28 protein-coding genes are annotated in these 24,844 nt (G+C 70.7%); 15 read left to right on the forward strand and 13 right to left on the reverse strand.

The features are described 5' to 3' along the window. Positions 1–340: 340 nt before the first annotated feature. The 7 genes from ACWY4P_RS22345 (at position 341) to ACWY4P_RS22375 (ending at position 5,235) form a co-directional block, all read left to right on the forward strand. Positions 341–487 carry a hypothetical protein gene (locus ACWY4P_RS22345; RefSeq protein ID WP_456212319.1) on the forward strand — a complete coding sequence of 49 codons (147 nt, stop codon included), beginning with the start codon at positions 341–343 and terminating at the stop codon, positions 485–487. 222 nt (positions 488–709) lie between these two features. Next, positions 710–907 carry a hypothetical protein gene (locus ACWY4P_RS22350; RefSeq protein WP_456212320.1) on the forward strand — a complete coding sequence of 66 codons (198 nt, stop codon included), beginning with the start codon at positions 710–712 and terminating at the stop codon, positions 905–907. A gap of 88 nt (positions 908–995) precedes the next feature. Next, positions 996–1,139: a hypothetical protein gene (locus tag ACWY4P_RS22355; RefSeq protein WP_456212321.1), complete on the forward strand. Its 144-nt coding sequence runs from the start codon at positions 996–998 to the stop codon at positions 1,137–1,139. A gap of 91 nt (positions 1,140–1,230) precedes the next feature. Beyond that, complete coding sequence (locus tag ACWY4P_RS22360) at positions 1,231–2,061, forward strand: TIGR03619 family F420-dependent LLM class oxidoreductase (protein WP_456212322.1); 831 nt, start codon at positions 1,231–1,233, stop codon at positions 2,059–2,061. A gap of 77 nt (positions 2,062–2,138) precedes the next feature. Continuing rightward, positions 2,139–2,744 carry an acyl-CoA-like ligand-binding transcription factor gene (locus ACWY4P_RS22365; RefSeq protein ID WP_456212323.1) on the forward strand — a complete coding sequence of 202 codons (606 nt, stop codon included), beginning with the start codon at positions 2,139–2,141 and terminating at the stop codon, positions 2,742–2,744. An 80-nt stretch (positions 2,745–2,824) separates the two neighbouring features. Next, a complete protein-coding gene (locus tag ACWY4P_RS22370; RefSeq protein ID WP_456212324.1) occupies positions 2,825–4,279 on the forward strand; it encodes an FAD-dependent monooxygenase in 1,455 nt (484 codons plus the stop codon). A 110-nt stretch (positions 4,280–4,389) separates the two neighbouring features. Beyond that, positions 4,390–5,235, forward strand: a complete 846-nt coding sequence (locus ACWY4P_RS22375; RefSeq protein ID WP_456212325.1) for an alpha/beta fold hydrolase — start codon at positions 4,390–4,392, stop codon at positions 5,233–5,235. Between the two features lie 13 nt (positions 5,236–5,248). Here the strand turns inward: ACWY4P_RS22375 and ACWY4P_RS22380 are convergent, their stop codons facing one another. The 5 genes from ACWY4P_RS22380 to ACWY4P_RS22400 form a co-directional block, all read right to left on the reverse strand. Next, positions 5,249–5,785 (reverse strand): hypothetical protein, encoded by a 537-nt coding sequence (locus ACWY4P_RS22380; protein WP_456212326.1) that lies wholly within the window; start codon positions 5,783–5,785, stop codon positions 5,249–5,251. A gap of 205 nt (positions 5,786–5,990) precedes the next feature. Continuing rightward, positions 5,991–6,212 (reverse strand): hypothetical protein, encoded by a 222-nt coding sequence (locus tag ACWY4P_RS22385; protein WP_456212327.1) that lies wholly within the window; start codon positions 6,210–6,212, stop codon positions 5,991–5,993. A gap of 29 nt (positions 6,213–6,241) precedes the next feature. Then, positions 6,242–6,412, reverse strand: coding sequence for a hypothetical protein (locus ACWY4P_RS22390; protein ID WP_456212328.1), 171 nt, complete (start codon positions 6,410–6,412; stop codon positions 6,242–6,244). Between the two features lie 20 nt (positions 6,413–6,432). Beyond that, positions 6,433–6,567 (reverse strand): hypothetical protein, encoded by a 135-nt coding sequence (locus ACWY4P_RS22395; RefSeq protein ID WP_456212329.1) that lies wholly within the window; start codon positions 6,565–6,567, stop codon positions 6,433–6,435. After that, positions 6,564–6,941, reverse strand: coding sequence for a hypothetical protein (locus ACWY4P_RS22400; RefSeq protein ID WP_456212330.1), 378 nt, complete (start codon positions 6,939–6,941; stop codon positions 6,564–6,566). Before ACWY4P_RS22400 ends, ACWY4P_RS22395 begins: the two co-directional genes overlap by 4 nt. A gap of 268 nt (positions 6,942–7,209) precedes the next feature. On the opposite strand from ACWY4P_RS22400, the gene ACWY4P_RS22405 reads away from it, so the two are divergent. Genes ACWY4P_RS22405 through ACWY4P_RS22415 form a run of 3 tightly spaced genes read left to right on the forward strand, consistent with a single transcriptional unit; the run spans position 7,210 to position 8,560 of the window. Further along, positions 7,210–8,073 (forward strand): helix-turn-helix domain-containing protein, encoded by an 864-nt coding sequence (locus ACWY4P_RS22405; RefSeq protein ID WP_456212331.1) that lies wholly within the window; start codon positions 7,210–7,212, stop codon positions 8,071–8,073. 2 nt (positions 8,074–8,075) lie between these two features. Beyond that, entirely contained in the window at positions 8,076–8,279 is a 204-nt protein-coding gene (locus ACWY4P_RS22410; protein WP_456212332.1) for a DUF397 domain-containing protein, read from the forward strand. A 2-nt stretch (positions 8,280–8,281) separates the two neighbouring features. After that, positions 8,282–8,560: a DUF397 domain-containing protein gene (locus tag ACWY4P_RS22415; protein ID WP_456212333.1), complete on the forward strand. Its 279-nt coding sequence runs from the start codon at positions 8,282–8,284 to the stop codon at positions 8,558–8,560. Between the two features lie 52 nt (positions 8,561–8,612). On the opposite strand, the gene ACWY4P_RS22420 is transcribed toward ACWY4P_RS22415, so the two are convergent. Next, entirely contained in the window at positions 8,613–8,999 is a 387-nt protein-coding gene (locus ACWY4P_RS22420) for a hypothetical protein (protein WP_456212334.1), read from the reverse strand. A 175-nt stretch (positions 9,000–9,174) separates the two neighbouring features. Here ACWY4P_RS22420 and ACWY4P_RS22425 point away from each other — a divergent pair, with 175 nt between their 5' ends. Continuing rightward, a complete protein-coding gene (locus ACWY4P_RS22425; RefSeq protein WP_456212335.1) occupies positions 9,175–11,928 on the forward strand; it encodes a DUF6185 family protein in 2,754 nt (917 codons plus the stop codon). Between the two features lie 63 nt (positions 11,929–11,991). Here the strand turns inward: ACWY4P_RS22425 and ACWY4P_RS22430 are convergent, their stop codons facing one another. Continuing rightward, positions 11,992–13,584: a FadD3 family acyl-CoA ligase gene (locus ACWY4P_RS22430; RefSeq protein ID WP_456212336.1), complete on the reverse strand. Its 1,593-nt coding sequence runs from the start codon at positions 13,582–13,584 to the stop codon at positions 11,992–11,994. A 103-nt stretch (positions 13,585–13,687) separates the two neighbouring features. On the opposite strand from ACWY4P_RS22430, the gene ACWY4P_RS22435 reads away from it, so the two are divergent. From ACWY4P_RS22435 to ACWY4P_RS22445, 3 genes are read left to right on the forward strand one after another with little or no spacing between them, the layout of a single operon-like run. Continuing rightward, positions 13,688–14,839: a lipid-transfer protein gene (locus ACWY4P_RS22435; RefSeq protein WP_456212337.1), complete on the forward strand. Its 1,152-nt coding sequence runs from the start codon at positions 13,688–13,690 to the stop codon at positions 14,837–14,839. 16 nt (positions 14,840–14,855) lie between these two features. Next, positions 14,856–15,335 carry a Zn-ribbon domain-containing OB-fold protein gene (locus tag ACWY4P_RS22440; RefSeq protein ID WP_456212338.1) on the forward strand — a complete coding sequence of 160 codons (480 nt, stop codon included), beginning with the start codon at positions 14,856–14,858 and terminating at the stop codon, positions 15,333–15,335. Then, positions 15,332–16,102, forward strand: coding sequence for an enoyl-CoA hydratase/isomerase family protein (locus ACWY4P_RS22445; RefSeq protein ID WP_456212339.1), 771 nt, complete (start codon positions 15,332–15,334; stop codon positions 16,100–16,102). The genes ACWY4P_RS22440 and ACWY4P_RS22445 overlap by 4 nt, the downstream gene beginning before the upstream one ends. Before the next feature lie 21 nt (positions 16,103–16,123). Here ACWY4P_RS22445 and ACWY4P_RS22450 read toward each other — a convergent pair whose 3' ends face one another. From ACWY4P_RS22450 to ACWY4P_RS22465, 4 genes are all read right to left on the reverse strand, one after another. Continuing rightward, a complete protein-coding gene (locus ACWY4P_RS22450; RefSeq protein WP_456212340.1) occupies positions 16,124–16,681 on the reverse strand; it encodes a hypothetical protein in 558 nt (185 codons plus the stop codon). 136 nt (positions 16,682–16,817) lie between these two features. Beyond that, the gene (locus ACWY4P_RS22455) at positions 16,818–17,405 is read right to left on the reverse strand and encodes a hypothetical protein (RefSeq protein ID WP_456212341.1); all 588 of its coding nucleotides are present in this window, start codon (positions 17,403–17,405) and stop codon (positions 16,818–16,820) included. A 117-nt stretch (positions 17,406–17,522) separates the two neighbouring features. Next, positions 17,523–20,255, reverse strand: coding sequence for a serine/threonine-protein kinase (locus ACWY4P_RS22460; protein ID WP_456212342.1), 2,733 nt, complete (start codon positions 20,253–20,255; stop codon positions 17,523–17,525). 195 nt (positions 20,256–20,450) lie between these two features. Next, on the reverse strand, positions 20,451–21,347 hold the full coding sequence (locus ACWY4P_RS22465; RefSeq protein WP_456212343.1) for a VOC family protein: 897 nt from the start codon (positions 21,345–21,347) through the stop codon (positions 20,451–20,453). A gap of 393 nt (positions 21,348–21,740) precedes the next feature. On the opposite strand from ACWY4P_RS22465, the gene ACWY4P_RS22470 reads away from it, so the two are divergent. Continuing rightward, entirely contained in the window at positions 21,741–22,388 is a 648-nt protein-coding gene (locus tag ACWY4P_RS22470; protein ID WP_456212344.1) for a TetR family transcriptional regulator, read from the forward strand. 328 nt (positions 22,389–22,716) lie between these two features. Here ACWY4P_RS22470 and ACWY4P_RS22475 read toward each other — a convergent pair whose 3' ends face one another. Beyond that, positions 22,717–23,226, reverse strand: coding sequence for a nitroreductase family deazaflavin-dependent oxidoreductase (locus tag ACWY4P_RS22475; protein ID WP_456212345.1), 510 nt, complete (start codon positions 23,224–23,226; stop codon positions 22,717–22,719). Continuing rightward, positions 23,226–24,644 carry an acyl-CoA dehydrogenase family protein gene (locus ACWY4P_RS22480; protein ID WP_456212346.1) on the reverse strand — a complete coding sequence of 473 codons (1,419 nt, stop codon included), beginning with the start codon at positions 24,642–24,644 and terminating at the stop codon, positions 23,226–23,228. The genes ACWY4P_RS22475 and ACWY4P_RS22480 overlap by 1 nt, the downstream gene beginning before the upstream one ends. Between the last annotated feature and the right edge of the window lie 200 nt (positions 24,645–24,844).

The following is a 24,844-nucleotide window of genomic DNA, read 5'->3' on the forward strand; positions in this document are numbered from 1 at the left end:
CAATCGTTTATCGCCGTCCGGAACTCTAATACCAGTCGATCCGTCCCCGCGGGGGGCAGACGGGTCGGTTGTGAAGTCGCACCACTAGGGTGAGCGTCCCCTGACCTGCCCGTCCGGCAACCCACGGGGGAGTTGCCGGGCGGGCGTCACGACCCTCACCGACCTTCCCGATGGAGTTGATCAGATGCCCCAAGACAAGAAGCCCGAGTCCGACAGCTACCGACCTCTCGAGAGCCACGCGCCGACACCTGCACCGCTTGTCCCGCAGGAGAGCCACGCACCGACACCCGCTCCCCTCATTCCGCAGGAGAGCCACGCGCCGGCGCCCAAGCCTCTCGTCGTGCAAGACGAGAGCCACGCGCCGGCGCCCAAGCCTCTCACCTCCGACAGCAAGGTGAAGGGCGAGAAGGAAGACAGCGGGGAGGGAATCGACCCGAGCACGGTCGAAACCCAGGAGAGCCATGCCCCCTTGGGTGGCGCCCGCTAGAGGGGACGGGTGGACACCATCACCCGATCATGAGGTGAGACCGTGGGGCCGATGCCAATGACGTGGAGGGGAGGTCATTGGCATCGGCCCCATCCATGCGGGAATACAGGCCAATTTTCCGCCAAGCACTAACCAGTTCAAGCCAGATACTCGAACAAATATACGCACACGCATATTTGCATTACAAAATGGAAAATCATCCCCCTGCCCAGAGGAGCCGGAATGATCCGCACCAGAAAGGCGATAGCTGCATTGACGATAGCAGCGGCAGCTACGCTCGGCCTCGCAGCGCAATCGACAGCATTCGCAGTGGCGAACGACAGCCATTTCCCCACGGTCATGACAGGTTCCGGCGACGGCAGCGCAGATAGCAGCGCGACCCCCCTGGACAGCCACTTTCCTTTGGAAAGCTCAAGGTGATCCTCCTGGGGCCGGGTAGACGACTCGGCCCCACGCCTTCGGCCTCGTAGGCGCAGGCGAGCCGCCTACACTGAGGAGACAAAGGACAGTGCCCGCGGCGCGCCGCAGGGGCGTCCAGCTCTACATCGGGGACCGCAACGTCATGTACGCCCCCGGCCCCGGCCGCACGGCCACCGCCTGTCGGCTCCCCGATCCGCTCGAGGTGGCCGGCTACCGCCACAGCACACCATGACGGACGCATTGACCCTCGCATCGATGTCAGGGTCTACAAAGGCTCCAAAGGGCCGCCACCCCGGCCGCCCCGCGCACCGAGGAGCCCCGCCGTGCAACTCCACGTCGTCCTGCCCGCCGAGTCACCCGAGACGGACATCCACGAGCTGGCCGGCCTCGCCCAGGAGGCCGAGCAACTCGGATACGACGGCGTCTGGCTGCCCGACCATCTGCTGCCGCCCGGCCCATACGGGCCGGAGAAGTACGGCGGCGTCTACGAACCCCTGACCACGCTCTCGTATCTCGCCGCGGTCACCCGCAGAGTCACCCTCGGCACCTCCGTCCTCATCCTGCCGCTGCGCGACCCGCTGCTCGTCGCCCGGCAGGCGGCGACGCTGGCACGGGTGAGCGGCGACCGGTTCGTCCTGGGGGTGGGGGCCGGGTGGGAGGAGTACGAGTTCGACGCCGCCGGGGCGGACTTCACGACCCGGGGCGCCCGGACGACCGCCGCGCTGCGGCTGATCCGGCATCTGCACGAGAGCGGCGGCGGGCCGTACGAGGACGCGTTCCACTCCTTCGACGAGCGCGCCGTCTTCCAGCCCGTACCCGAGCGCCCCGTCCCGTTCCTCGTCGGCGGCAACTCGAACGCCGCGCTGCGCCGGACCGCCCAGGTCGGCGACTGGTGGCAGGGGGTGGGGTTGGGCCCGCGGGAGTTCGCCGAGCACCGGTCGAGGCTGCGGGAGCTGAGCGGCGGGCGGGAGATCAACGCGGGGGCGCGGATCAGCTGGGACGACGACAGGCGCGGCGTACGGGAGGTGCGCGAGGAGGTGGCGGCGTGGCGGGCCGTTGACGCGGACCATCTGGCCGTGTGGTTCGGATCCCTGGAAGGCGACGGCTTCCGTCGGCGGATGCGGGCGCTGGCCGAGGCCGTGGGCCAGGGGTAGGGGTAGGGGTAGGGGTGATAAAACTTGCGCGCCACGCATCTTTGCGTGGCGCGCAAGTTTCGCTACCCTTGCTTGGCATGGGGCTGCGAGAGCAGAAGAAGGCCGAGACCCGCGCGGCGCTCAGCTGGGCGGCGATCCGGCTGACCGTTGAGCGCGGGTTCGACAACGTCAAGGTGGAGGACATCGCCGAGGCCGCGGGGGTCTCGCCGCGCACGTTCAACAACTACTTCTCCAGTAAGGGCGAGGCGATCGCCGCCCGCCACCTCGACCGGTGCCTGCGCATCGCGGAGGCGCTGCGCGAGCGCCCGGCGGAGCCGCTGTGGGACGCGGTCACCCGCTCGGTGCTGCCGCAGTTCGAGCCGGACGCCGTGGTGGCCGCTCACCCCGTTCCCGACGCGGCGCGGTGGACGGCAGGGGTGCGCGCGGTGCTCGCAGAACCGGCCCTGCAAGGCGAGATACTGCGGGCCGGGGCCATCGCCGAGGCCGAAATCGCCGCGGCCGTCGCCGAGCGCACCGGCACCGACCTGCGACAGGACCTGTACCCGCACCTCGTCGCGGCCGCGGTCATGGCCGCGACGAACGCTGCCAGGGAACACCACCTGCGTACCGACCCGCCGGTGCCGGTGAGTCGCCTGCTCACGGACGCCTTCGTCCAAATGGCGGCGGGACTGCCCACGCCGTAGGCATCCCCTACATGCGCATACATGCGCAAAGCCCGGCGACCGACCGGGCCGATACCTCCTGCCCGAAAAGGACTCTGCTCATGATCGATGTCGTCATCGCGGGCGCCGGACCCAATGGCCTGATGCTCGCCTGCGAGCTCGCCCTGGCCGGCGCGCGCCCGCTCGTCCTGGAGCGCCTCACCGAACCGTCCACCGAGGAGCGCGCCAACGGCCTGGTCGGCCAGGTGGTGCGCATGCTCGACCGGCGCGGACTGTACGAGCGCCTGACCGCGCCCGGTGCCACGCCCGAGCCCAGGCCCAATTTCGTGTTCGGCGCGTTCCCGCTCGAGCTGAGCGATCTGCCGGACAACCCGCTGTACACGTTGATGGTCCCCCAGCGCCGGATCGAGCAGATGCTCGCCGAGCGCGCCGCCGAACTGGGCGTCGAGATACGCCGCGGCCATGAGGTCACCGGCCTGACGCAGGACGAGAAGTCGGTGACGGTCGAGCTGCGCGGGCGGGAGCCGGTCGAAGCGGAGTTCCTGGTCGGCGCCGACGGCGGGCACAGCGCGGTCCGCAAGCTCACCGGGATCGACTTTCCCGGCGTGACCACCGACGACTCGGTGTCGCGCATCGGACGAGTGAGCGTGGACCCGGGCATGGTCGGCCCCGATGGCGGCCTCGTCGTGCCGGGCTTCGGCGTCGTACCGCCGCTCCAGCACCTGCGCACCGAGCACGGCCTGATCGCCTGGGTACCGTTCCCGGACCGCGATCCGATGATCATGACGATGGAGTGGGACCAGCCGGCCGAGGGCGAGGCCTCCCTCGACGAGCTTCGGGCCAGCGCCTCCCGAGTGCTCGGCGCGGAGGTGCCGCTCACTCCGCCGACCGGCCCGGGGCCGCACCTGGTGAGGCGGCTGCTCGGCGGCAACACCCGGATCGCGTCACGCTACCGCGCGGGCCGCGTCTTCCTGCTCGGGGACGCCGCGCATGTGCACTCGGCGATCGGCGGCCCGGGGCTCAACCTGGGCCTTCAGGACGCGGTGAACCTCGGCTGGAAGCTGGCCGCGGAGCTGCGCGGCCACGCGCCGGAGGGACTGCTGGACAGCTACGAGTCGGAACGGGCCCCGGCGGCGCGGCGCGTGGCCATGCACACCCAGGCGCAGTCGCTCCTGATCCGGCCGGGCGGCGATGTGACCGCGTTGCGCGAACTGTTCGGCGAGCTGCTCGCCCAGCCCACGACACGGCAGCACCTCGCGCATCTGATGTCCGGCGCGGACATCACCTACGACATGGGCCCGGCGACCGGACCCCTCGTCGGCCGATGGGCGCCCGACCTGCCGGGCCTGCGCGAGGCGACCCGCACCGGCCGCCCGCTCCTCCTGGACCCCACCGGCACCGCCGAAACGGGCCCCTGGGCTCCGCACGTCGACACCGTGACCGCCCCCGAACTCGACACCGCGCTGCTGCTGCGCCCCGACTGCTACGTCGCGTGGCAGGGCACGACGGACGACGGCCTGCGCGATGCGCTGGGCAGGTGGTTCAGGGCGGCGTGAGCGGCGCCGGCACGGCGCCGTGTCTACTCGCCGAAAATTCCCCCACCCCCCCCCAACCTAGGAGTGCTAGGTTAAACCTAGACATCCTAGGAAAAGAAGCGAGCCCAGCCATGCCCAAGCCCACGACCGGCACCCTCAAGGTCCCCGGCGCCACCCTCTACTACGAGACGCGCGGCAGCGGCCCCGTCCTGCTGCTGATCCCCGGCGGCGCCGCCGACGCCGGGCTGTACGAAGGAATGGCGCCCGACCTCGCCGCCCACTACACCGTCGTCTCGTACGACCCACACGGCCTCTCCCGCAGCCCCCTCGACGGCCCGCTCACCGACCAACGGGTGGACGTGTGGAGCGACGACGCCCACCGGCTGCTCGAACTGCTCTCGCCGGACGAGGACGCGTACGTACTCGGCTGCAGCTCGGGCGCCATCGTCGCGCTCGACCTCCTGGCCCGCCACCCCGAGCGACTGCGCCGCGTGGTCGCCCACGAGCCCCCGCTGATCGAGGTCCTGGAGGCCCCCGCACCGCACCGCCGCCTCTTCGCCGAGGTGCGCGAGACGTTGCGCAGGGACGGGGTCGGCGCGGCGATGGCGCGGTTCAGCGAGGGGCTGGGGGGACGGCCGTCGGACCGGCCGACCGAACTGCCGCCCGAGATCCAGGAGATGGCCGCGCGCATGCACGCCAACTTCCCCGTCTTCCTGGAACACATACTGTGCCCCTTCACCACGACCGCCCCCGACCTCCCCGCCCTGCGCCCCGCCGCGAACCGGCTGGCACTGGCGGCCGGCCGGGACTCACGGGAACAGGAGCCGTTGTACGGGCCGGCCCGGCGGCTGGCGGAGCTGCTCGGCGGCGAGGTCGTGGAGTTCCCGGGCGGGCATGTGGGGGCCACGGAACACCCGAAGGAGTTCGCCAAACAGCTCCTGGCGCTACTCCTGGGCCCCGCCCGAGGGCTCTCGTGAAGGATGCGGCACGTCAGTCTTTATCCGCACTGGACAGAGCTTCGGCGATCATGCGGGTGGCGAAGTCGCGGTCGTCGGTGAGGCGGTTGATGTGCTCCGCGAGCAGGAAGGCGGTGGCTTCCAGGGGAGTCATCTCGTCCTTGGTCCAGTATCCGTACTGTTTGCGCCACAGGTTGGGGCTCAGGCCGGTGCCCGCGGCGATGACCAGGCCGGCCATGGTGGGGATGGCCTCGGGGCGGACGCTCCTGGGCATCATGCGCATCGTGGCCACGAGGTTGGGCACCACGTACTCGATGACATCCTTGTCGTGGTCCTCGTAAGCCATCCGCAGCCACTTCATGAACATGAAGATGAGCGTGCACGCGCCGTCCAGCACCGCATCGGCTCCCCCGGGGCCCAGGGACGCGGTGAACTGGTCCATCAGCACCTGCTGTTCAGGGTCGGCCTCGGTCTTGCCGTCGTAGATGCTCTTGAGCCGAGAGTCGATCATTATGAGCGCTGCACCCACATCACCGACGGGAGCGTGCTGGGGGTCGCAGGGCGATGACACAGGATTCCTCCTCAGGCGACCGCGGTGGGTAGCGTGGCGTGTCCGTACAGTAGACCGCCGATGAGGTCGGGGTCTGGCGAATCCCCGCAAAGCACAGATAGGGGGTATGCGTCTCAACCCCCGACCGCCTTCCGGGTAAGCCGCCCTGTTGGACACCAGTGCCCCACCGCCCGCCCACCGGACGGAAGATCAGACGTTGCCGACGTCACTCCCACCGTGACTCGTCGCAGACGTCACGCTTCTTCGCCTCCGCCGGAAACCTGACGTTCTCGGCGTCGGTCATCCACTCCCGCCCACCTTCAGCCGGACGCAGGAAGGCGACGCGGGGCCCCGACATTCTGTGGTCGAAGGCGAGATCGTCAACGTGGCAGACGTCCTGGAGGACGCCCACGCGCCCCGTGGCAGCGTCGTACGCTTCCTGGCCCACCTTCGGGCCCCTGTACGGCGTCGGCCGGCTCATGCGGGCAACCCCCAACGGGCGGTAGGGCTCGGCGCTTCGTGGGACGGGTGACGGCGGCGCAAGATCTCGTACGTGGTCGCCTTGTCGTAATCCCCGTCCTGCTTGGCCTTCTCGCGCAACGCGGTGCACTCCTCGCACTTCGCGCAGCCTCGAGTTCCAGCGGTCATGCCCCGCACCACCAACGACCTCACCGCCGTGCCCCCCGCTCCAGGTGCTTGCGGATCGCCTTGGCCAGAGCCTCCGCGCGCTGCTCCAGCTCCTCGAGAGTGGGGCGCGGGCCGGAACCCCCCTGCGTCTCCTGCGGAGGTGTCCCCGCGCTCACCTCGCCACTCCCAACGCTCGCTCACGCTCGTACCGGAGGACGTACAACCCCACAGGGTCGGCGTCCCAAACAATCGGGAAGCGCTCAGCCGCGGGGACGCGCGGGAGGACGAGCGTCGGCGGGTCCTCGTAGCAGACGGCGGACGAGGCGAAGGACTCCGCGGCAACGGGCTTCGGCGGCGGTACGGGGGTGCGGGCGGGGCGATCCGCCAGGTACTCCGCGCTGTGCCACCTCTGGCCAGTCGCGCTCACGAGTCCTTTCAGGCCCCACTCCACGAGGGTGCGTACGCCTGCGCGAAGTAGCTCTCGAACGTTTTTCGGATTGGTGGCGGCAGAAACGCTCATGCGTTTCAGCTCGGTAATGACAGTGGCCATGTGACTGCCTCCCATCACTGAGAAGTTGCTGGGCAGACCGGTGTTTCGGGCGCAGAGATCGGCTGGCTTCAGCCGCCGCCCCGACCCGGCCCTCGGTGCCTCAACTACTGTTCTGCACTTGCGGTCTAACTTGCAAGCTAAACTGCCGCTATCGTGAAAGTGGTACATGCCGCTGCGTCAACAGGGGCTGTTTCAGGGGGATCTGGGGATGGCAGACTCGGCACAGCAGCGTGCTGAGGCCCTACAGAGGCACGTGGAGGGAACACAGATGGCAGCACGACGAGGTACTACGTTCCGCCGCCGGGAACTCGGTAAAGAGCTTCGCCGCCTGCGCGAGAAGAACGGCCTCACCATCCTGGAGGCGGCCAAGGGGCTCGGATGCTCGGAGGCCAAGCTCAGCCGGGTGGAGACAGGTAACAACAGCCTCCCCCGGGTTGCTGACATGGAGGCGCTGCTGGACCGCTACGGCATTACGGACATCGATGACCGAGAGACCCTGCTGACACTCCACCGCGACTCGCTCACCAGGGATTGGTGGACCCCTTACCGCAACGTGTTGCCATCGGGCCTGCACACATTCATCGGGCTGGAGATGGACGCCCGGGCGATGCGCGCCTGGAATGCGCAGGTCGTCTTCGGGCTGTTGCAGACCGAGAACTACGCACGGGCGATGTTCATGACCGCGAAGTCCGTTGAGGAGACGACAACGGCGTTCGTCGAGGACAACACGCGCGTACGCATGGAACGCAAGCAAGCCATCACGCGTCTGGACGACCCAGTTGAACTTCGGGTCGTCCTAGACGAGTCGGCGCTGCGCCGAGTCATCGGTGGCCCGGAGATCATGCGGGAGCAGTACGAGGCCATCGCCGAGTTGTGCAGTCTCGACAACGTGACCGTCCAAGTCCTGCCACAGTCCCTGGCCACGTACAGGGCAAGCGACAACTTCATCGTTCTCGATTTCGACGGCGACCTCGACTCAGTCGTCGTACTCGACACACGCACCAACAGCTACACCGATAAGAAGAGTGAGATCTGGAACCACAACCGCCGCTTCGATGCCATGCGCGAGGGCGCACTACCTCCGACGGAAACGCCTCGCTTCCTCAAAGAACTAGCACGAGAGTTGGTATAGCCATGAACGTCCGTAAAGAAGCCACCTGGTTCAAGTCGTCCTACAGCGGCCAAGACCCGAGCGCCTGCGTGGAGATCGCAGACCTGACCACCGCGGTCGGCGTCCGCGACTCGAAGGACAAGACCGGCCCCATCCTCCTCATACCCCCCGCCGCGTGGGCCGCATTCGTGAGCGGCATCGAAGGACTAGCCAGGGAATTGGACTAGCCATGCCATCATGCGAACACGCCATCGACGCGCCCCCGGAAGGCACCTGGTTCAAGTCCTCCTATAGCACGCAGGAAGCAGGCGCCTGCGTAGAGATCGCAAACCTCACCTGGTTCAAGTCGTCCTACAGCGGCCAAGAGCCGAGCGCCTGCGTGGAGATCGCAGACCTGACCACCGCGGTCGGCGTCCGCGACTCGAAGGACAAGACCGGCCCCATCCTCCTCATACCCCCCGCCGCGTGGACCGCATTCGTCAGCGGGGTCCGCACCGGCCGACCCTGACCCGCCCGATGGGCGGCTCTCCGCCGCGGTCACCCCCGGCGCGCGCCGCCCGTCAACGCTTACGTCCTGGGCACAGGCTGAGCACGTCACACTGCAGGATCGCCTGATAGGGCTGACCTTCGAACTCCGCAGCACGCGAGTGGTCGACGTCCGGAACGAACCGCCACTGCGAAGGCTTGATGTGCTTGGTCCGGCTCGCCTTCTCCACGCGAGTGTTCAGTGTCCGAGCCTGCGGGTCGTTCGTCTCGACCAGAACCTCGTCTGCTGCGAGCGGGAAATGGTCGTGCAGCAGACACAGGCCGAAGCGGTCGATGTTTCCGTGCTTCTTGAGTACCGCGATCAGATCCTGGACGAATTCTGCGTCTTGCGGACCCAGCCCTTCGGCGTCCTCGAATCGGGGAAGCGTCAACCTTTGAGCGGTCGCCTTTTTATTGGCCATGGCCTTCTCCTATGGATTACGGATCAGCCTATGCACTCCCAGTAGATCGTAAGCCGCTGGACACGGTCTCGCAATCCGGGGCAGTCCGTTCGGGGCGCAACCAACAGGGTTGAACATCGGTCTTCTGCTGCGCGTCTGCCGTCGGCACTCCTCACCTCATGAGTAGGAGTAGAGGATGATGGCAATCCGGTGGTGGCGCTGGCTGGCGCTGGTGATCGTGGTGGTGGGGTGGTGGGGACTGTGGACAGCGGAGGTACGCGCGGCGGTCCGTGACTGCGCGACCGGGGAAATCCGGGGTTCCGAAGTCGATGCCAGGATCCAGTTCACCCATCACCGTCAGACGTTCGTCCAGGCGCATGCGCTCACGACGATCAAGGTGCCCACAGCGTGGTCTCTCGCGGATTCGCTGACGCTCAGCGAGGAGTCCATTCATTATCAACAGGCGATGCGCTGTTTGCTGCGCGGAGAACAATCGTTCCCGCCCCGCCGGGCGCAGGAATGGCGCCTCGACATGCCTCGCGTCACTGCCGACGGCGACTGGGTGACGGTTCACTATGAGGCGTATGCCTGGATCAATCAATTCGGGACGACCTGGATCGGCCCCTGGCGTATCGAGGCCCATAAAGGAAAAGACCTCTGGCGGGTCACCCTGCCACGCAAGGAACTACCGAAAACGCTGAAGGAAGCGCGGTGGACAAAAACTGAAATCGAGCTGGGCGGTCTCAGTATTCAGAACGCACGTCCGAAGGCATCAGTCGCCACCGAGGACTCTCGGGCCTGGGTCTGGAAAGGCCGGCCGCGGCAGGATGTGTCGGTCGGCCTGGCTCCGCCCTGGCACGCGTCGTTCGCTCTGAACAGCGCCAACCGGCCCTTCTGGAGCAGACTGGGCATCGGCCTTTGGTGGGTCTGCGGCTCGGCGGTGTTCGCGGTGGCGGTGCTCCGTACCCGCACGCAACCGTCGGTCCGGCCGACATGGCTGGCGTGGTGCCGGCAGCTGCCGCGGCGGCTGGCCCACACAGTGGGCACAGGCCCCAGGACGACGGCCTTGCGGTGCACCCAGCCGCGTACGACCACCCCACCGGGGCCGTCGCGGCCACACGCGCGACGGCCCCGGTGGTGGACCCGCGAAGCCAGCAGGGACGTCAAGGACCACCCGACACCGGCGGCCTTGCTGTGGTGGGCCGGGCTCAGCGCGGGACTTGGCCTGACCCTCGCACTGCTCCCCCCACAACTCCGCTCATTCACCGTGTGGCAGACCTTGCTCGGCATCGCGGCAAGCCTGGCCCTCATCGTCGGCGCCCGCCCATGGTGTGCCATCACATCGTCCGATGCTCCACAGGCCGGGCCGGGAAATCCTGCCCGGCAGAGTCGGACGTTGGCCCATGGCACGATCCTGACGTCGGCAGCGGTGGCCGCGCTCGGACTGCTGGTGATTGTGACCCCTCGACGCTTCCATCTGCCCGGGGAGATGGCGCCGCCCGACCCCGGTGCCGTCGGCCGTATGGTCCTTCAGCTGGTCATGGTGTGGCTGTGGCTGACCGCGATGGCGGCTTGGGCATGGCGGTTCGCCGGGGAAGGCCAGTTGGTCCCCAGATCCTGGAGGGATGTCTGGAACAGGGCGCCCGGCCGGTGCGTGGGAGTCGTCGGCGCGCTTCTGGGCGTGATCGCGGTGTTTATGCTGGTCTCATACTGGCGGTCCACCGACCTCAATTGGCAACGTGCCACCTGGCTCAGTTCCGATGACGATGATGCGTACCGCTCCGAGCACGCCAAGTACCTCCGAGACGCTCTGGTGGGCTTCGGACCGACCGGACTTCAGTGGGCCTACGCCTACACCTGGGTGCTGACGGACATCGCGCTCGTGGCACTGCTGAATGCCCGTGCCAAAGCAGCGCAGAAAGAGGCCGACCGCCACCCGGAGCAGGTCTCCCTGGGGCCTTCGCAGAACGACATGCGGCTGACCTCCCTTGTCTTCGCCATTGTTGTGGCGACCAGGCAGTCGCTCTTCGCCGGCTCCTCCTTGCTGTTCGTCGTCTGGCTCCTGCTGAACATCGCCGCTCTCTACGCCGTACGGGCAGTAGGCCGACGATGGTCGGTGCTGAGTCAGGCGGGAGGAGACTTTCTCACCGGGGCGTTGGGGACCGCGCAAGGCCGTGGCGACATGCTGGAGAAAGCCCACGAGTACCGCAATCTGCACAGCCAGTTGCGTCTGGTGGACCAAGGCCACGCGGAAAAGGGGACGACCAGGGAGATGCTGGAGGAGCGGCTGCGCAGGCTGCGCCATTGGCGGCCCGTCGGATGCGACCGCGACTGTCTGCCCGATCAGGTGTCCGTCGTGGACGTGGCCCTGAGCTGGGGACCGCACGACAGCTGGTGGGACAACGCACGGCATGCGGCACGCCTGGCGTTCCTCTTCGGGATTCCGGCCAGTGCCGCCATCGTGTGGGCCACGTACCTCAAAGGTGCCAAGCAGCTCATGCAGACGAGCGCCAGCCCCACGGCGCTGCCCGAGATCGTGGCGAGGTTTCTCACCTGGCAGATCGCATGGGCGGGTGCGGGGCTCATCCTTGGTGCCCTGTGGCGCATGCTGCCCGGGCGCCGCGGCCCCGGGCGCGCATTGAGCCTGACCATCGCCTATGCCATCCCCATCGGCGTAGGTGGCGTGGTCAACCGCATTACCGACACCGAACTCGGCAACGCGATCCTCAGCGCCTCACTCATGCTCATTGTCCTGACGCTCACGAGTATCTCGATGGACACGGCAACATTCAGCGGCGAGCGACAACTCTGGCCCAATCGATTCAGCCTCTTGCTTTCGATCTACCAGATGCGAGCGCTCTCCGTGCAGATCGCCTGGCTGGTCGGCCAACTGGGGGCCGCGGTCGGAATCTGGAAGGCTTTTGCGGGCGGGACACTCAACCTGCACTAGCCTGTCGGTAGATTGCCGCGGGAGAGGTCAGCTGGCCCGGTTGACCTGCGGCGGCCGGGCGGATCAGCTGGTCGGCCCCGCCCGCAGCCGTGTCTTGAGCACCTTCCCGCTCGCGTTCCGCGGCAGCTCCGCCAGGAACTCCACCTGCCTCGGCACCTTGTAGTTGGCCATCTCCCGCCGCGACCAGGCGATCAGGTCGTCCGCCGTCAGCGTCGCCCCCGCGCGCCGCACCGCGTACGCCTTCCCCACCTCGCCCAGCCGCGGGTCCGGGATGCCTATGACCGCGACATCGGAGATGTCGGGGTGGCGGGCGATCAGTTGCTCGATCTCCGCCGGATAGGCGTTGAAGCCGCCCACGACGAACATGTCCTTGATGCGATCGGTGATCCGCAGATTGCCGTCGGCGTCCATGACGCCGACATCGCCCGTGCGCAGCCAGCCGTCCGGGGTGATGGTCCGGGCCGTGGCGACGGGGTCCTCGAAGTAGCCGGCGGTGACGTGGTAGCCGCGGACCCAGACCTCGCCCGGCCGGCCCGGGGGCAGTTCGGTGCCGCTGGGGCGGGCGACCTTGACCTCGGTGTCGGGGATTGCGCGGCCGGAGGTGGCGGAGACGACGTCGGGCGGGTCGCCGCGGCGGCACATGGTGACGGTGCCGGAGGCCTCGCTGAGGCCGTAGGCGGTCAGGACGGTGGCGACGCGGAGTTCGGAGCGGAGCCGTTCGACCAGTTCCAGGGGGACGACGGCGGCGCCCGTGATGACCAGGCGCAGGGTGGACAGGTCGTGCGCGGCGCGGGCCGGGTGGTCGAGGAGGGACTGGTAGAGGGTGGGCGGGCCGGGGAGGACGCTGATGCGCTCGGCCGCGATGTTGGCGAGAGCGGTGTCCACGTTGAAGACGGGCTGCGGGATCATCGTCGCGCCGCGCGTCAGGCAGGCGATGATGCCCGCCTTGTAGCCGAAGGTGTGGAAGAACGGGTTGACGATGAGGTAGCGGTCGCCCTCCGTGAGGCCCGTGATCTCACTCCAGGTGGTGTAGACGCGCACCGTCTGGGCGTGGGTGATCACCACGCCCTTGGGGTGGCCGGTGGTGCCGGAGGTGAAGGTGATGTCAGAGGGGTCGCCGGGGCGTACGGCGGCGGCTCGTGCGTGTACCGCCTCGGACGAGAGGCGCTCGCCCGCCGCCAGGAAGTCCTTCCAGGTGCGGAAGTCGGCGGGGGCGTCGTCGGCCAGGACGATCACCTCACGGAGGTAGGGCAGGCCGGGGAGGGGGCCGCGGCCCGGCCCCTCCCCCGCCGCGCGGCGCAGCGAGGCCACATACGAGGTGCCGAGGAAGGTGCCGGTGACGAAGAGGTGCGTGGCGCGGGTGCGCCGCAGGACGTACGCCGCCTCGGAGCCCTTGAAGCGGGTGTTGACGGGGACGAGCACCCCGCCCGCCGTGACCGCGCCCAGCGCGGCCACGATCCAGTCGAGGGTGTTGGGCGCCCAGATCGCGATCCGGTCGCCCGCCTCGACGCCCGAGGCGAGGCACGCCGCCGCGGCCCGCTCCACGCGCTCGCCGAGTTCCGCGTACGAGATCCGGGTGCGGCCCTCCACGACCGCCTCGGCTTCGCCGTACCGCTGCGCCGCCGCCTGTACCAGTGCCGGGATGGTCTCGCGCATCGGGTCGCCTCCCGCAATCCCACTCCGCGTAGCTGACTGTCCGTCAGATTAGCGGTAGCCTTCCCCGCTGTCAGCACCGGTGAACGCGGCCATGGAGGTGGCGATGGGGGCGACCTTGAAAGACGCGACAGCGATAGCCGGCATCGGCCAGACCCCCTTCGCCAAACGCCTCCCCGAGTCCGAGAAGACCCTGGCCTGCCGGGCGATCCTCGCCGCGCTCGACGATGCGGGCATCGCCCCGTCCGAGGTGGACGCCTTCGCCTCGTACACCATGGAGGAGACGGACGAGGTCGAGGTCGCCAAGGCCATCGGCGCCGGGGATGTGACGTTCTTCAGCAAAATCGGCTACGGCGGGGGCGGTTCCTGCGCGACCGTCGCGCACCTGGCCGCCGCGATCGCCACCGGCCAGGCGAGCGTCGGGGTGGCCTGGCGCTCGCGCAAGCGGGGCAGCGGCCCGCGCCCGTGGACGAACACCAGCGTGCAGCTGCCGACCCCCGCGCAGTGGACCCGGCCGTACGGGCTGCTGCGGCCCGCCGACGAGATCGGCCTGCTGGCCCGCCGCTATATGCACGAGTACGGCGCCACCCGCGACCACTTCTTCAACGTCGCGCTGGCCTGCCGCAACCGGGCCAACCAGAACCCGGCCGCGATGATGTACGAGCGGCCGCTGACCCGGGAGATGTACATGACGGCCCGCTGGATCAGCGAGCCGCTGTGCCTCTTCGACAACTGCCTGGAGACCGACGGCGCGCTGGCCTGCGTGGTCGTCTCCGCACAGCGGGCGCGCGACTGCCGGCGCCCGCCCGTGTACGTCCACTCCACGGCCCAGGGGCTGCCCGCCCAGCACCACGGGATGGTCAACTACTGGAACGACGACCCGCTCACCGGGCCCGCCTGGACCGCCGCCCGCCAGCTGTGGAAGTCGGCCGACTTCGGGCCGCAGGACGTGGACGTGGCGCAGATCTACGACGCCTTCACCCCCCTGATCCCGCTGTCGCTGGAGGGCTACGGCTTCTGCGCGCGCGGCGAGGGGGCCGCCTTCACCGAGGGGGGCGCGCTGGAGATCGGCGGGCGGCTGCCGCTCAACACCGGCGGGGGCGGCCTCAGCGAGGCGTACGTACATGGCTTCAACCTCATCACCGAGGGGGTCAGACAGCTGCGCGGGAACAGCACCGCGCAGGTGCCGGGCGCCGCGACCTGCCTGGTCACGGCGGGTGAGGGCGTGCCCACCTCGGCCCTGCTGCTGAGGAACTGAGGAGTTGGTCCAGGAAATGACACAGACCGGTATCCGGGACGGCTCCGGCGGGGCGGAGCCCGAGGGGCTGCTCGTGCCCGTGCCCGACGAGGACGGGGCGCCCTTCTTCACCTACGCGGCGCGCGGCGAGCTGCGCGTCCAGGCCTGCGCCGACTGCGGCGAGCCGCGCTTCCCGCCCCGCCCCTGCTGCCCGCACTGCCAGTCCTTCGAGAGCGAGTGGATCCGGACCAGCGGCCGTGGCCGGATCTGGTCGTACGTCCTGCCGCACCCGCCGCTGCTGCCCGCGTACGCCGCGCAGGCGCCGTACAACGTGATCCTCGTCGAGCTCGTGGACGCCCCGCGCATCCGGCTGGTGGGCAATCTGGTCGCCGCCGCCGACGCCGCCCTCGACTCGGTCGACCCGGCGCGGATCCGGATCAACGCCCCGGTGCGGGCGGTCTTCCATCAGCCGACGGGCGGTATCGCGGTGCCGCGCTGGGTCCTGGAGCGGCCATGACGGTGCGTACGCGGGTCGAGGACGGCGGCGTCGCGGTCGTCACGCTCGACCGGCCCGAGCGGCACAACGCCATCGACCTGGAGACGGCCGCGGCGCTGACGGCCGTCTGGCGGGGCTTCCGGAGGGACGAGTCGGTGCGGGCCGTGGTGCTCACCGGGGCGGGCGACCAGGCCTTCTGCACCGGCCTCGACCGCGCGGTGCGGGTGGACCAGCCCCCGTCGCCGTACTCGGTCGACGACCCGCTGCTGACCATCGGGCCCAAGGCGAACGACCTGTGGAAGCCGGTCGTCGCCGCGGTGGGCGGAATGGCCTGCGGCGGGGCGTTCTATCTGCTGGGCGAGGCGGAGTTCATCGTCGCCGCCGAGCACGCCACGTTCTTCGACCCGCACACCAGCTACGGCATGGTCAGCGCCTACGAGGCGGTCTACATGGCGCAGCGCATGCCCATGGGGGAGGTCGCGCGGATGGCGCTGATGGGCACCGCGGAACGCCTCACGGCCCGGCGGGCGTATGAGATCGGCCTGGTCAGCGAGGTGACCCCGGCCGGTGCCGACCCGGTCGCCGCCGCCCTGCGCGCCGCCGCCGTCATCGCGTCGTACCCGACGGCGGCGGTGCAGGGGACGGTACGGGCGGTGTGGGCGGCCAAGGAGGCGGCGCTGGCCCAGGCGCTGGCGCACGCCCCGCAGTTGGTCGCGCTCGGGAATCTGCCGCCGGAGCGCCAGGCCGGGCTCTTCGCCGCCCGGACGCCGGGGTTCCGTACGCGGTGAGGGCGCCGGCCGGGGTACGCCTCAGCTCGCGTACTTGAGCACCGAGTCGACCTTGCAGGTGAAGGACGTCTGCTCGGTGAGATAGCGGTAGGAGGTGGCCGTGACCGTCTGGCTGCTGCCGGCCGACACCGTAACGGACTCGTAGTCGCTGCCGAGCAGGCTGGTGGTGGACTGGTCGTTCCACTTGACACTGATCCCGTAGCGCATGGTCTGCGTCTCGGGGTTCCGGACGGTGAGGGTGTACTGGAACGCGTGGGTGGACTCGTCGTAGTCGCAGCCGCTGGCGGAGACGTCGTTCGTGCCGTCCGAGTTGTAGGTGGGCGGTGCGGAGTAGCTGTACGAGGGCGAAGGGGTGTACGACGGCAGGTCGGAGGGGGTGTACGAGGGGAGGCCCGACGGCAGATCCGTGGGCAGGTCCGTGGGCAGATCGGTCGGGAGGCCGCTGGGGTCGGACAGCGGCGCGTCGCCGCCGCTGCCGCCGCCGGAGACGAAGCCGCCGGACCCGCTGCTGTGCCTGCCCTTCTTTCCGCAGCCGGTCAGGGCCAGCAGGCCGATCGCGGCGACGGCGACAAGACGCATGGAGCGGCGATGCATGGATTACCCCCGTTGGAAAGACACATTCAGGCCAGCCTCGCCATTGACGAGTACACGCCACCCTATGCAGCGGGGCTTCCTACCCCAAAGTCACTTCAGGGAGGGTGCCGGACCGGCCCGTTCAGTCGACGGAGACGACCTCACACGTCACTACGGTTCCCACAACTCCGGGATCATCCAGAAGAACTTTCACGGTCTTCGTCTGCTTCGCGGTGAAGCGCGCGTACACGCTGCCCGAGGTCACCTTCGACCCCTGCTTGTCGCGGAACTCCATGTCGACGACGAACGTCTGGGACTTGTTGGTGTGGTTCTGCACCTTGACGGTCGCGGCCGGATCGCCGTTCTTGTCCTTGCCGGCGCACTTGACGACGGTCGCGGTCGACACGGGCCGGTCCGGCTTGGCGGAGCCGGACGACGAACCACTGCTCGACGAGGAGTCGTTGTCGTCGTAACGGTCGTGGTAGCGGTAGCCGCCGGAGCTCGAACCGGACGAGCCGGACGAGGAGCTGTAGTCGTCGGCGCCGGAGTCGGAGTCGGAGTAGCCGCCGGAACCGGAACCGGAACTTGAGCTGGAGTGGGAGGAGTTGGAGCTGGAGCAGCCGCCCCCGCCGCCCGAGCCGTGCCGCCCGTGCCCACGGCTCTTGAATCCCGTCAGCGCCACCAGTACCACCGCGAGTACGGCCGTCAGCCGCAGACCACGCCGCATCATGTGTTCAGCCCCCGATTCCGCGTCAACGTTCCCGGCCCCACCGGATCCGGGCAGCGCCCGCCACCGTAGCAGGCGCTGTCAGGTACACGACGGGCTGCCCGCCACGTACCCGGCGGGCTACCCCTGGCGCGCCGACGCCCGTGACTGGCCGGTGCCCTTGACCGCGTCCAGCGCGTAGACACAGCGGTCCTTGCTGCACGCGTACACCACACCGCCCGCGGCCACCGGCGAGCCCGTGATCTCGCCGCCCGTCGCGAGTTTCCAGCGCAGCTGTCCGCCCGCCGCGTCCACCGTGTAGAGGCAGCGGTCGGCCGAGCCGAAGTGGACCCGGCCGTCGGCGACGACCGGGGAGCCGATGACCTCGCCGCCCGCCGCGAAGCGCCACTTGGGCGTGCCCGTGACCGCGTCCAGCGTGTACAGCGCGCTGCCGCTGCCCAGGTGCACCGACCCGTCCGCCACCAGCACCGGCTCGACCGACTGGCGCGCCTCGGTGGCGATCCGCCAGCGGTCGCGGCCGTTCGCCGCGTCCAGCGCGTAGACCGTGCCGAGGTAGTCGGCGATGTACACGCCGCCGCCCGTCACCGCCGGCCCCGGCGCGTACGCGGGGGCGCACAGGAAGACGGCGGGCGCCTCGAAGCGCCACCGCACCTCCCCGCGCGCGATGTCGATCGCCAGCACGCGCGTGCCCGCCGCCACGTACACGACCCCGTCGGGGGCCGACAGCAGCCGGACCGGGACCCCGCCGCAGGACGCCGCGTCGCCGATCGGGTACGACCAGCGCTCGACGCCCGTACGCGCCTCCAGGGCGCGCAGCCGCGCGTCCGCCCAGACGAAGACCGTGCCGTCGTAGATGGCCGGCCCGGACTCGGGCGTCTCGAAGTCGGTCTGGGCGCCCTGCATCTCCCACAGCAGCTCGCCGTTCGCGGCCTCCCAGGCCTGGACGCCGCCGCCGCGGGTGCCGGTCACCACCGTGCCGCGGTCGACCTTGAGGGAGTAGACCCAGCCGTCCGTGGACAGCCGCCACCGCTCGGCGCCGTCCTCCGCGTCCAGCGCGTACAGCGTCGGGCCGTCCGAGGCGTGGATCCGGCCGTTCGAGACGGCCATGGCCCAGGCCACGTCGCGGGTCTTGAACTGCCGCCGCCCCGTGGCCACGTCCAGCGCGTGCACCTCGAAGGACGTCACGTACAGCAGGTCGCCCGCGACGGCCGGGGTGCCCCAGACGTCGTTCGACATACGGAACCGCCAGGGGCGCCAGCGGCCGTGCGCCCCGCCCCCGCCCGGGGCCTCGGAGGCGTCCGGGGAGGGGGCCGAGGTGGGCGGGGACGAGGGCGGCGGAACCGCGCCTGTCACGAGGGCGCCATCGCCTCCGTTCCCCCCACCGGTCAGGCCGCTCGGCGGCCGCACCCAGCCGGTGGCGGGGCCCGTCTCGTGCTGCGGCTGCGGCTCGCGCCCGTCGGTGGCCCGGGGGCCCGGTCCGATGGGCACCTTGGAGCCCGGCAGGCGGACCGACGCGTCACCTCCGGCGGGCGCCGGGCCCGTCGGGTTCGCCGGGCCGGCGGCTGCACCGGGTCCGATGGGGCTGCCAGGTCCGGTGGGGCCGCCGGGTCCGGTGGGGCCTTGGATGGAGGGCGGCGCGGCCGACGGGGCCGACGCCGCGGGCGCGGCGTGGCGCCCGGGGCCGATGGCGCTCAGCGGGTTCGGCGGGTTCCCCATGTCGGTGCGCAGGCCGCCGCGCGGGTCGTCCGCGACCATGGGCTCCCAGCCGGAGGCGCCGGCGGGCGCGCCGTGCCGGCCGCGCCCCGTGCCCGGTCCGTGCGCGGGCTCGTACCCCGGCGCGGGCGTCGGCGGGCGCTCCGGCGGCAGCGGCGCGGCCGGCCGGCTTCCCCCGCCACCCCTCGCGCCGTCGCCGCCATGCCGGCCGTCCGCGCCCCGCGCGGGGCGCGCGATCTGGTTCCGCCCGTTGCGCTTGCGCTCGATCAGCGCCACCGCGCCGCCCGGCAGCCAGGCCGAGGCCGTACCGCTGTCCTCGGCGTTGGAGGCGAACAGATGCGGGGCCAGCTGCGCCTGTAGATCGGCCGGGCTGGGCCTGCGCTCGGGCTCCATCTGCATACAGGACTCGATGAGCGGCCGCAGCTCGTCCGGCAGGCCGGTCAGGTCCGGGCCCTCGCGCAGCAGCATGAACACGGTCTCGACCGGATTCGCGCCGTGGAACGGGGCGTGGCCGGTCGCCGCGAAGGTCAGCGTCGAGCCGAGCGAGAAGATGTCGCTCGCGCCGGTCACGCTGCGCGAGTCGCGCGCCTGCTCGGGCGACATATAGGCCGGGGTGCCCACCGCCACGTTGGTCATCGTCAGCCGGGTGTTCGAGACCCCGGACGCGATACCGAAGTCGATCACTCGCGGGCCGTCCTCGACGACCAGCACATTCGACGGCTTCAGATCCCGGTGGACCAGGCCCGCGCCGTGGATGGACTGCAGCGCCTCGGCGACCCCGGCCGCCAGCCAGCGCACCGCCTGGGCCGGCATCGGCCCGCACTCATTGACTATCTCCTCGAGGGAGGGAGCCGGTACGTACGCGGTGGCCAGCCACGGCACCGCGGCCCGCGGATCGGCGTCCACGACGGCGGCCGTGTAGAAGCCGCTGACCGCGCGCGCCGCCTCCACCTCGCGGGTGAAACGGACACGGAACAGCTGGTCCTCGGCGAGTTCGGTCCGCACCGTCTTGATCGCGACCCGTCGGCCGGACGCCGAACGGGCCAGATAGACCAGCCCCATGCCGCCCGCGCCGAGCCGGCCGAGCACCTCGAACGGACCGATACGCCTCGGATCGTGCTGCGTCAGCTGCTCCACCACTTGCCTGCCACCTCCCCGTGGGGCTTGAAAAAATACCGCCCCGCTGCAGCGTCTCACCGACAAACCAACCGGCGGCACGCATCCTGCATTCTCTCTGGCGAAGGCGGCGGTTGCGAACCCGGGGGCGATTTCGTCGTGTCACCTGGCGGCGCCCTGCCGTCCTCCACCTTGCCGTACGCCGGGCTCCCGGCCCCGCTACGCTCCGCTTTCCGTGCGCGAAGCGCCCGCCGCCGAGGTGTCGACGACGGCGAAGTGCGCGCCCTGATTGTCCGCAAGCACCGCGAAACGCCCGTACGGCGTATCTTCGGGGTCATTGAGCAGGCGCCCGCCGAGCGCGTGCGCCGTCCGCGCGACTTGGTCACAGTTCGCTACCACGAAGTAGGCAAGGAAGTGGGCGGGCATTTCGGCCGGAAACCTGTCACCCATGGTGGTGCGGGCGCCGATCGCGTGCTCGGGCTCGGCGGGCTTCCCGCGAGGCGTCCAGAACACGACGTCGGCCCCTCCCTGCGGCCCATCCGCCCCGGCCTCCTCATGTGCTTGCCCACCCTGCTGCCCACCCGGCTCCTTCCCCTCGCCCGGCTGCCTGCCTGATCCCTTCCCCGGCCGCACCGTCCCGTACCCGAAGACCGCCCGGTAGAAGGCGTCCACCCGCTCCGGGTCCCGGGTACGGAGCTCCGTCCAGCCGTACGAACCGGGGGTGCCGTGCTCCTCGAAGCCGGGGTGACTGCCCGCCTGCCAGACGCCGAAGACCGCGCCCCCGGGGTCCGCGGCCGTCACCACGACGCCGAAGTCCCCGATGCGCATGGGCTCGGTGATGAGACGGCCGCCGGCAGCGCGGATGCGCGCGGCGGTGGCGGCGGCGTCCTGGGCGGCGAAGTAGATGTTCCAGACGGTCGGCAGCCGGCCGTCCGGCTTGGGTGCGAGGGCGGCGACGTTCCGCCCGTCGTGGAACGCCTGGGTGTAGTGGCCGTAGTGCGCCTCGCCCGCCCCGAAGGTCCAGTCGAACAGCTCGCCGTAAAAGCGCTTGCCCGCCTCCAGATCAGGGAGCATCGCGTCCGCCCAGCAGGGCACGCCTTCCGCGAATGCGGTCATTGGTTCCGGTCCTCCCGCGCGAATGCCCCTCTTCATCACACGCAATGCTTTTTGCGTCATTCGCCACGCTAACGGTTCATCGCCGGGAAAGCCTGATTCGATACGCGGGCGCGGGGCCTGATTCGGGCATACCCCCATGGTCTATTTCAGGCCGCTCACCGATCTCCCGGCCTGCACAGCGGCCACTCTGTCCACCGAAGTTATCCACAGCCTGTTGATAATATTATTCACGCGGACGGGTTAGCCGTCGGCGGGCGGGCGAGAAGCCGCCCAGACGGGCCTTGATGACTCGTTCTCCCTGATCAGCGCGGCCCCGGGAATCCCGAGCCGTGCACGGTCCCCATTTGCACGCAGTCGAATCGCGCTTCGATCACCCCTCGGTAAGCTGACGTCATGACAGGACAAGTACGCACCGTCGACGGGCGGGTCGCCGGTCGCCGCGGGCAGGCGACGCGGCAGAAGCTGCTCGACTGCCTCAGCGAGATGCTCAGCACATCCCCGTACCGAGACGTCAAGGTCATCGACGTCGCCCGCAAGGCCGGGACCTCGCCCGCGACGTTCTACCAGTACTTCCCCGACGTCGAGGGCGCCGTCCTCGAGATCGCGGAGGAGATGGCGAAGGAGGGCGCGAGCCTGACCGACCTGGTCGCCGAGCGCTCGTGGGCCGGAAAATCCGGGGCGCAGGCCGCGGAGGATCTCGTCGAGGGCTTCCTCTCCTTCTGGCGCAAACATGACGCCATCCTGCGCGTTGTCGATCTTGGCGCGGCGGAGGGGGACAAGCGGTTCTACAAGATCCGCATGAAGATCCTCAACTCCGTGACCAACTCCCTGACCGACGCCGTCAAGGAGCTCCAGGCGAAGAACCGGTACGACAAGGACGTCAGCCCAGCGGCCGTCGCGGGCTCGATCGTCGCGATGCTGGCCGCGGTCGCCGCCCACCAGAAGGGGTTCCAGAGCTGGGGCGTCAAGCAGGCCGAGCTCAGGCCCGCCCTGACGCTTCTGGTCCACCTCGGCATCACGGGCAGGAAGCCGCCCAAGTAAGGCAAGTACCACGCACCGCGCGCCGGCGTCGCGAGCGCCCCGGGTCCCGCCCCTTCGGACCCGTCGCCGCTCGCCCACCAGCGCGGGCCGGTCGGCTCCGGGGTCCCGCACGTCCTGTCACCCCCCACGGCGAACCCCGACCCACCGGCCCCCCGCCGCCCGGCCGGCTCCCCGAGCCCCCGCCGCGCCCCGGCCCGCGCCCGCACCACACCGCCGCGCGCGGGTCGTCTCGAGACGGCCCGCGCGCGGCGGTCTTCGCACCCGCCGTCAGTCCAGAGGCGCAGGTCCCCCCGCGCGGCGGAGCCGCGTGTCGATGCCTCAGGAAGCCCTACGCGCCGTCGGAGCCGTCCCGCGTCGGCGTCACGCGGAACAGCCGGATCTGGCGCTCCACCCGCGCCTGGTACGTCGCGTACGGCGGCCAGAAGCGGAGCGCCGCCGCCCATGCCGCCTCCCGCTCCTCGCCCGTCAGCAGCCGCGCCCGGACCGCGATGTCGCGGCCCTTCCAGCTGATCTCGGCGTCCGGGTGGGCCAGCAGGTTCGCGGTCCACGCCGGGTGGCCCGGCCGGCCGAAGTTGCTGCCGATCAGGAGCCAGGTGCCGTCGTCCTCCGGCATGCAGGCCAGCGGGGTACGGCGCGGCAGGCCGCTTCTCGCGCCCCTCGCCGTCAGGACCACACCCGGCAGCATCCGGGCGCTGGGCAGCACCTTGCCGCGCGTCAGCCGGTGCACGGCGCGGTCGAGCGCCGGGACGATGTGCGGCGCGACCTTCGCGAAGGCTCGGCCCGACGACACCTTCTGGATCAGCCGGACTCCGTAGCCCGGACGCGTTGCGGGCGCCATCACACCGCCACCGCCTTCCGGGCCCGGTGCCCGTCGGCGCTCGGGCCCGCGCCCGCGCCCGTGCCCGCGCTCGACGCGTTCGGCTCCGCGAACAGCCCCTCCCGCTCGGCCGCGTGCGCCCGCAGCCGGTGCACCGGCCCGAAGAGCAGCTCGTCCGAGGCGGCCCGCTTGAAGTAGAGGTGCGCGTCGTGTTCCCAGGTGAAGCCGACGCCGCCGTGCAGCTGTACCGCCTCCCCCGCGGCCGCGCGCTGCGCCTCCAACGCCTGCGCGAGCGCGAGACCGCTCGCGACAGCCGCGACAGCCGCGTCGGCGGCCTCCGCGCCCTCGGCGCCCTCGGCGCCCTCCGCGCCCTCCGCGGCCGGAACGGCACCCGGGCCCGCCCCGGACCCGTGCGCCGCCGCGGGCCGCCCCACGGCCCACGCCGCGTAGTACGCAGCCGACCGCGCCGCCTCGACCTGCACGTACACCTCCGCCAGCCGGTGCTTGACCGCCTGGAAGGACCCGACCGGCCGGCCGAACTGCACCCGCGTCCGCACGTACTCGACCGTCCGCTCCAGCGCCGCGTCCGCCGCGCCCACCGCCTCGGCGGCGAGCACGGCCGCCGCCGTCGGACCCAGCCGCGCCAGCGCGCTCACCACTTCCGCGCCCTCCGCTCCCTCCGCGCCCAGCAGCTCGGCCGGCACGTCCCGCAGCTCGATCCGGCCCTGCGGCCGCGTCTCGTCGAGCGCGGTCAGCCTCGTCCGGGCCAGGCCGGGCGCCCCGGCCCGGACGAGGAACAGCAGGGTCCGGCCGCGCGTATAGCCGCCCGTGCGGGCGGCGACGAGCAGCAGCCCCGCGCTGTGCCCGTCGAGGACCTGGTCGACCTGCCCGTAAAGCCTCCAGCCCCCGCCCCCGGCGTCCCCACCGCCCCTGTCGTTCCCGCTGCGCCCGCCGTCCCCGCCGCCCCGCGCCTGGACGCCCCCCGCGCGCCCGCCGCCCGCCCAGCCTCCGCCGTCGTCCCCGCCCGTCAGACCGAGCGCCCTGGTCAGCTCCCCGCCGGGTACGGCGAGCGACGCCGTGAGCTCGCCGTCCGCGATGCGCGGCAGCAGCGCGGCGCGCTGCGCGCCCGTCCCGAGCCGGTCGACGAGGGGCGCGGCGAGCGCCGCGGTGGCCGTCAGCGGGGACGGGAGCAGCGCGCGCCCTGTCTCCTCGCAGGCGAGGGCCAGCTCGGTCGGCCCGCAGCCGACGCCCCCGGCCTCCCGGGGAAGCGCGAGGCCTGGCAGCCCGAGCTGCCGCGCGAGCAGCCGCCACAGCGCTTCGTCGTGGCCCGGCGCGGCGCGGACCGCCGCCTTGACCTCGTCGGGGCCGCACCGCTCCCGCAGCAGTCTGCGCAGCGTACGGCGGATCTCGACCTGTTCATCGGTGAACGCGGCGTCCATCGGCAAGCACCTCCGCTTCTGACGGACCGTCATATTAGGGACGAGGTGCACACTTTCCCACCCCTACACGCGGCCTCCCTTGCAAACTGCCGTCACTCCCTCACGTTCCTCCCCCACCGCTCCGCCGGAGCACGAACCGGCGGCGGTCAGGCCATACGGGAGATCGCCCGGACCCGCCCCTCCCCCTGCCCCCTTCACCA

The sequence above is a fragment of the Streptomyces sp. LZ34 genome (genome assembly GCF_053890475.1).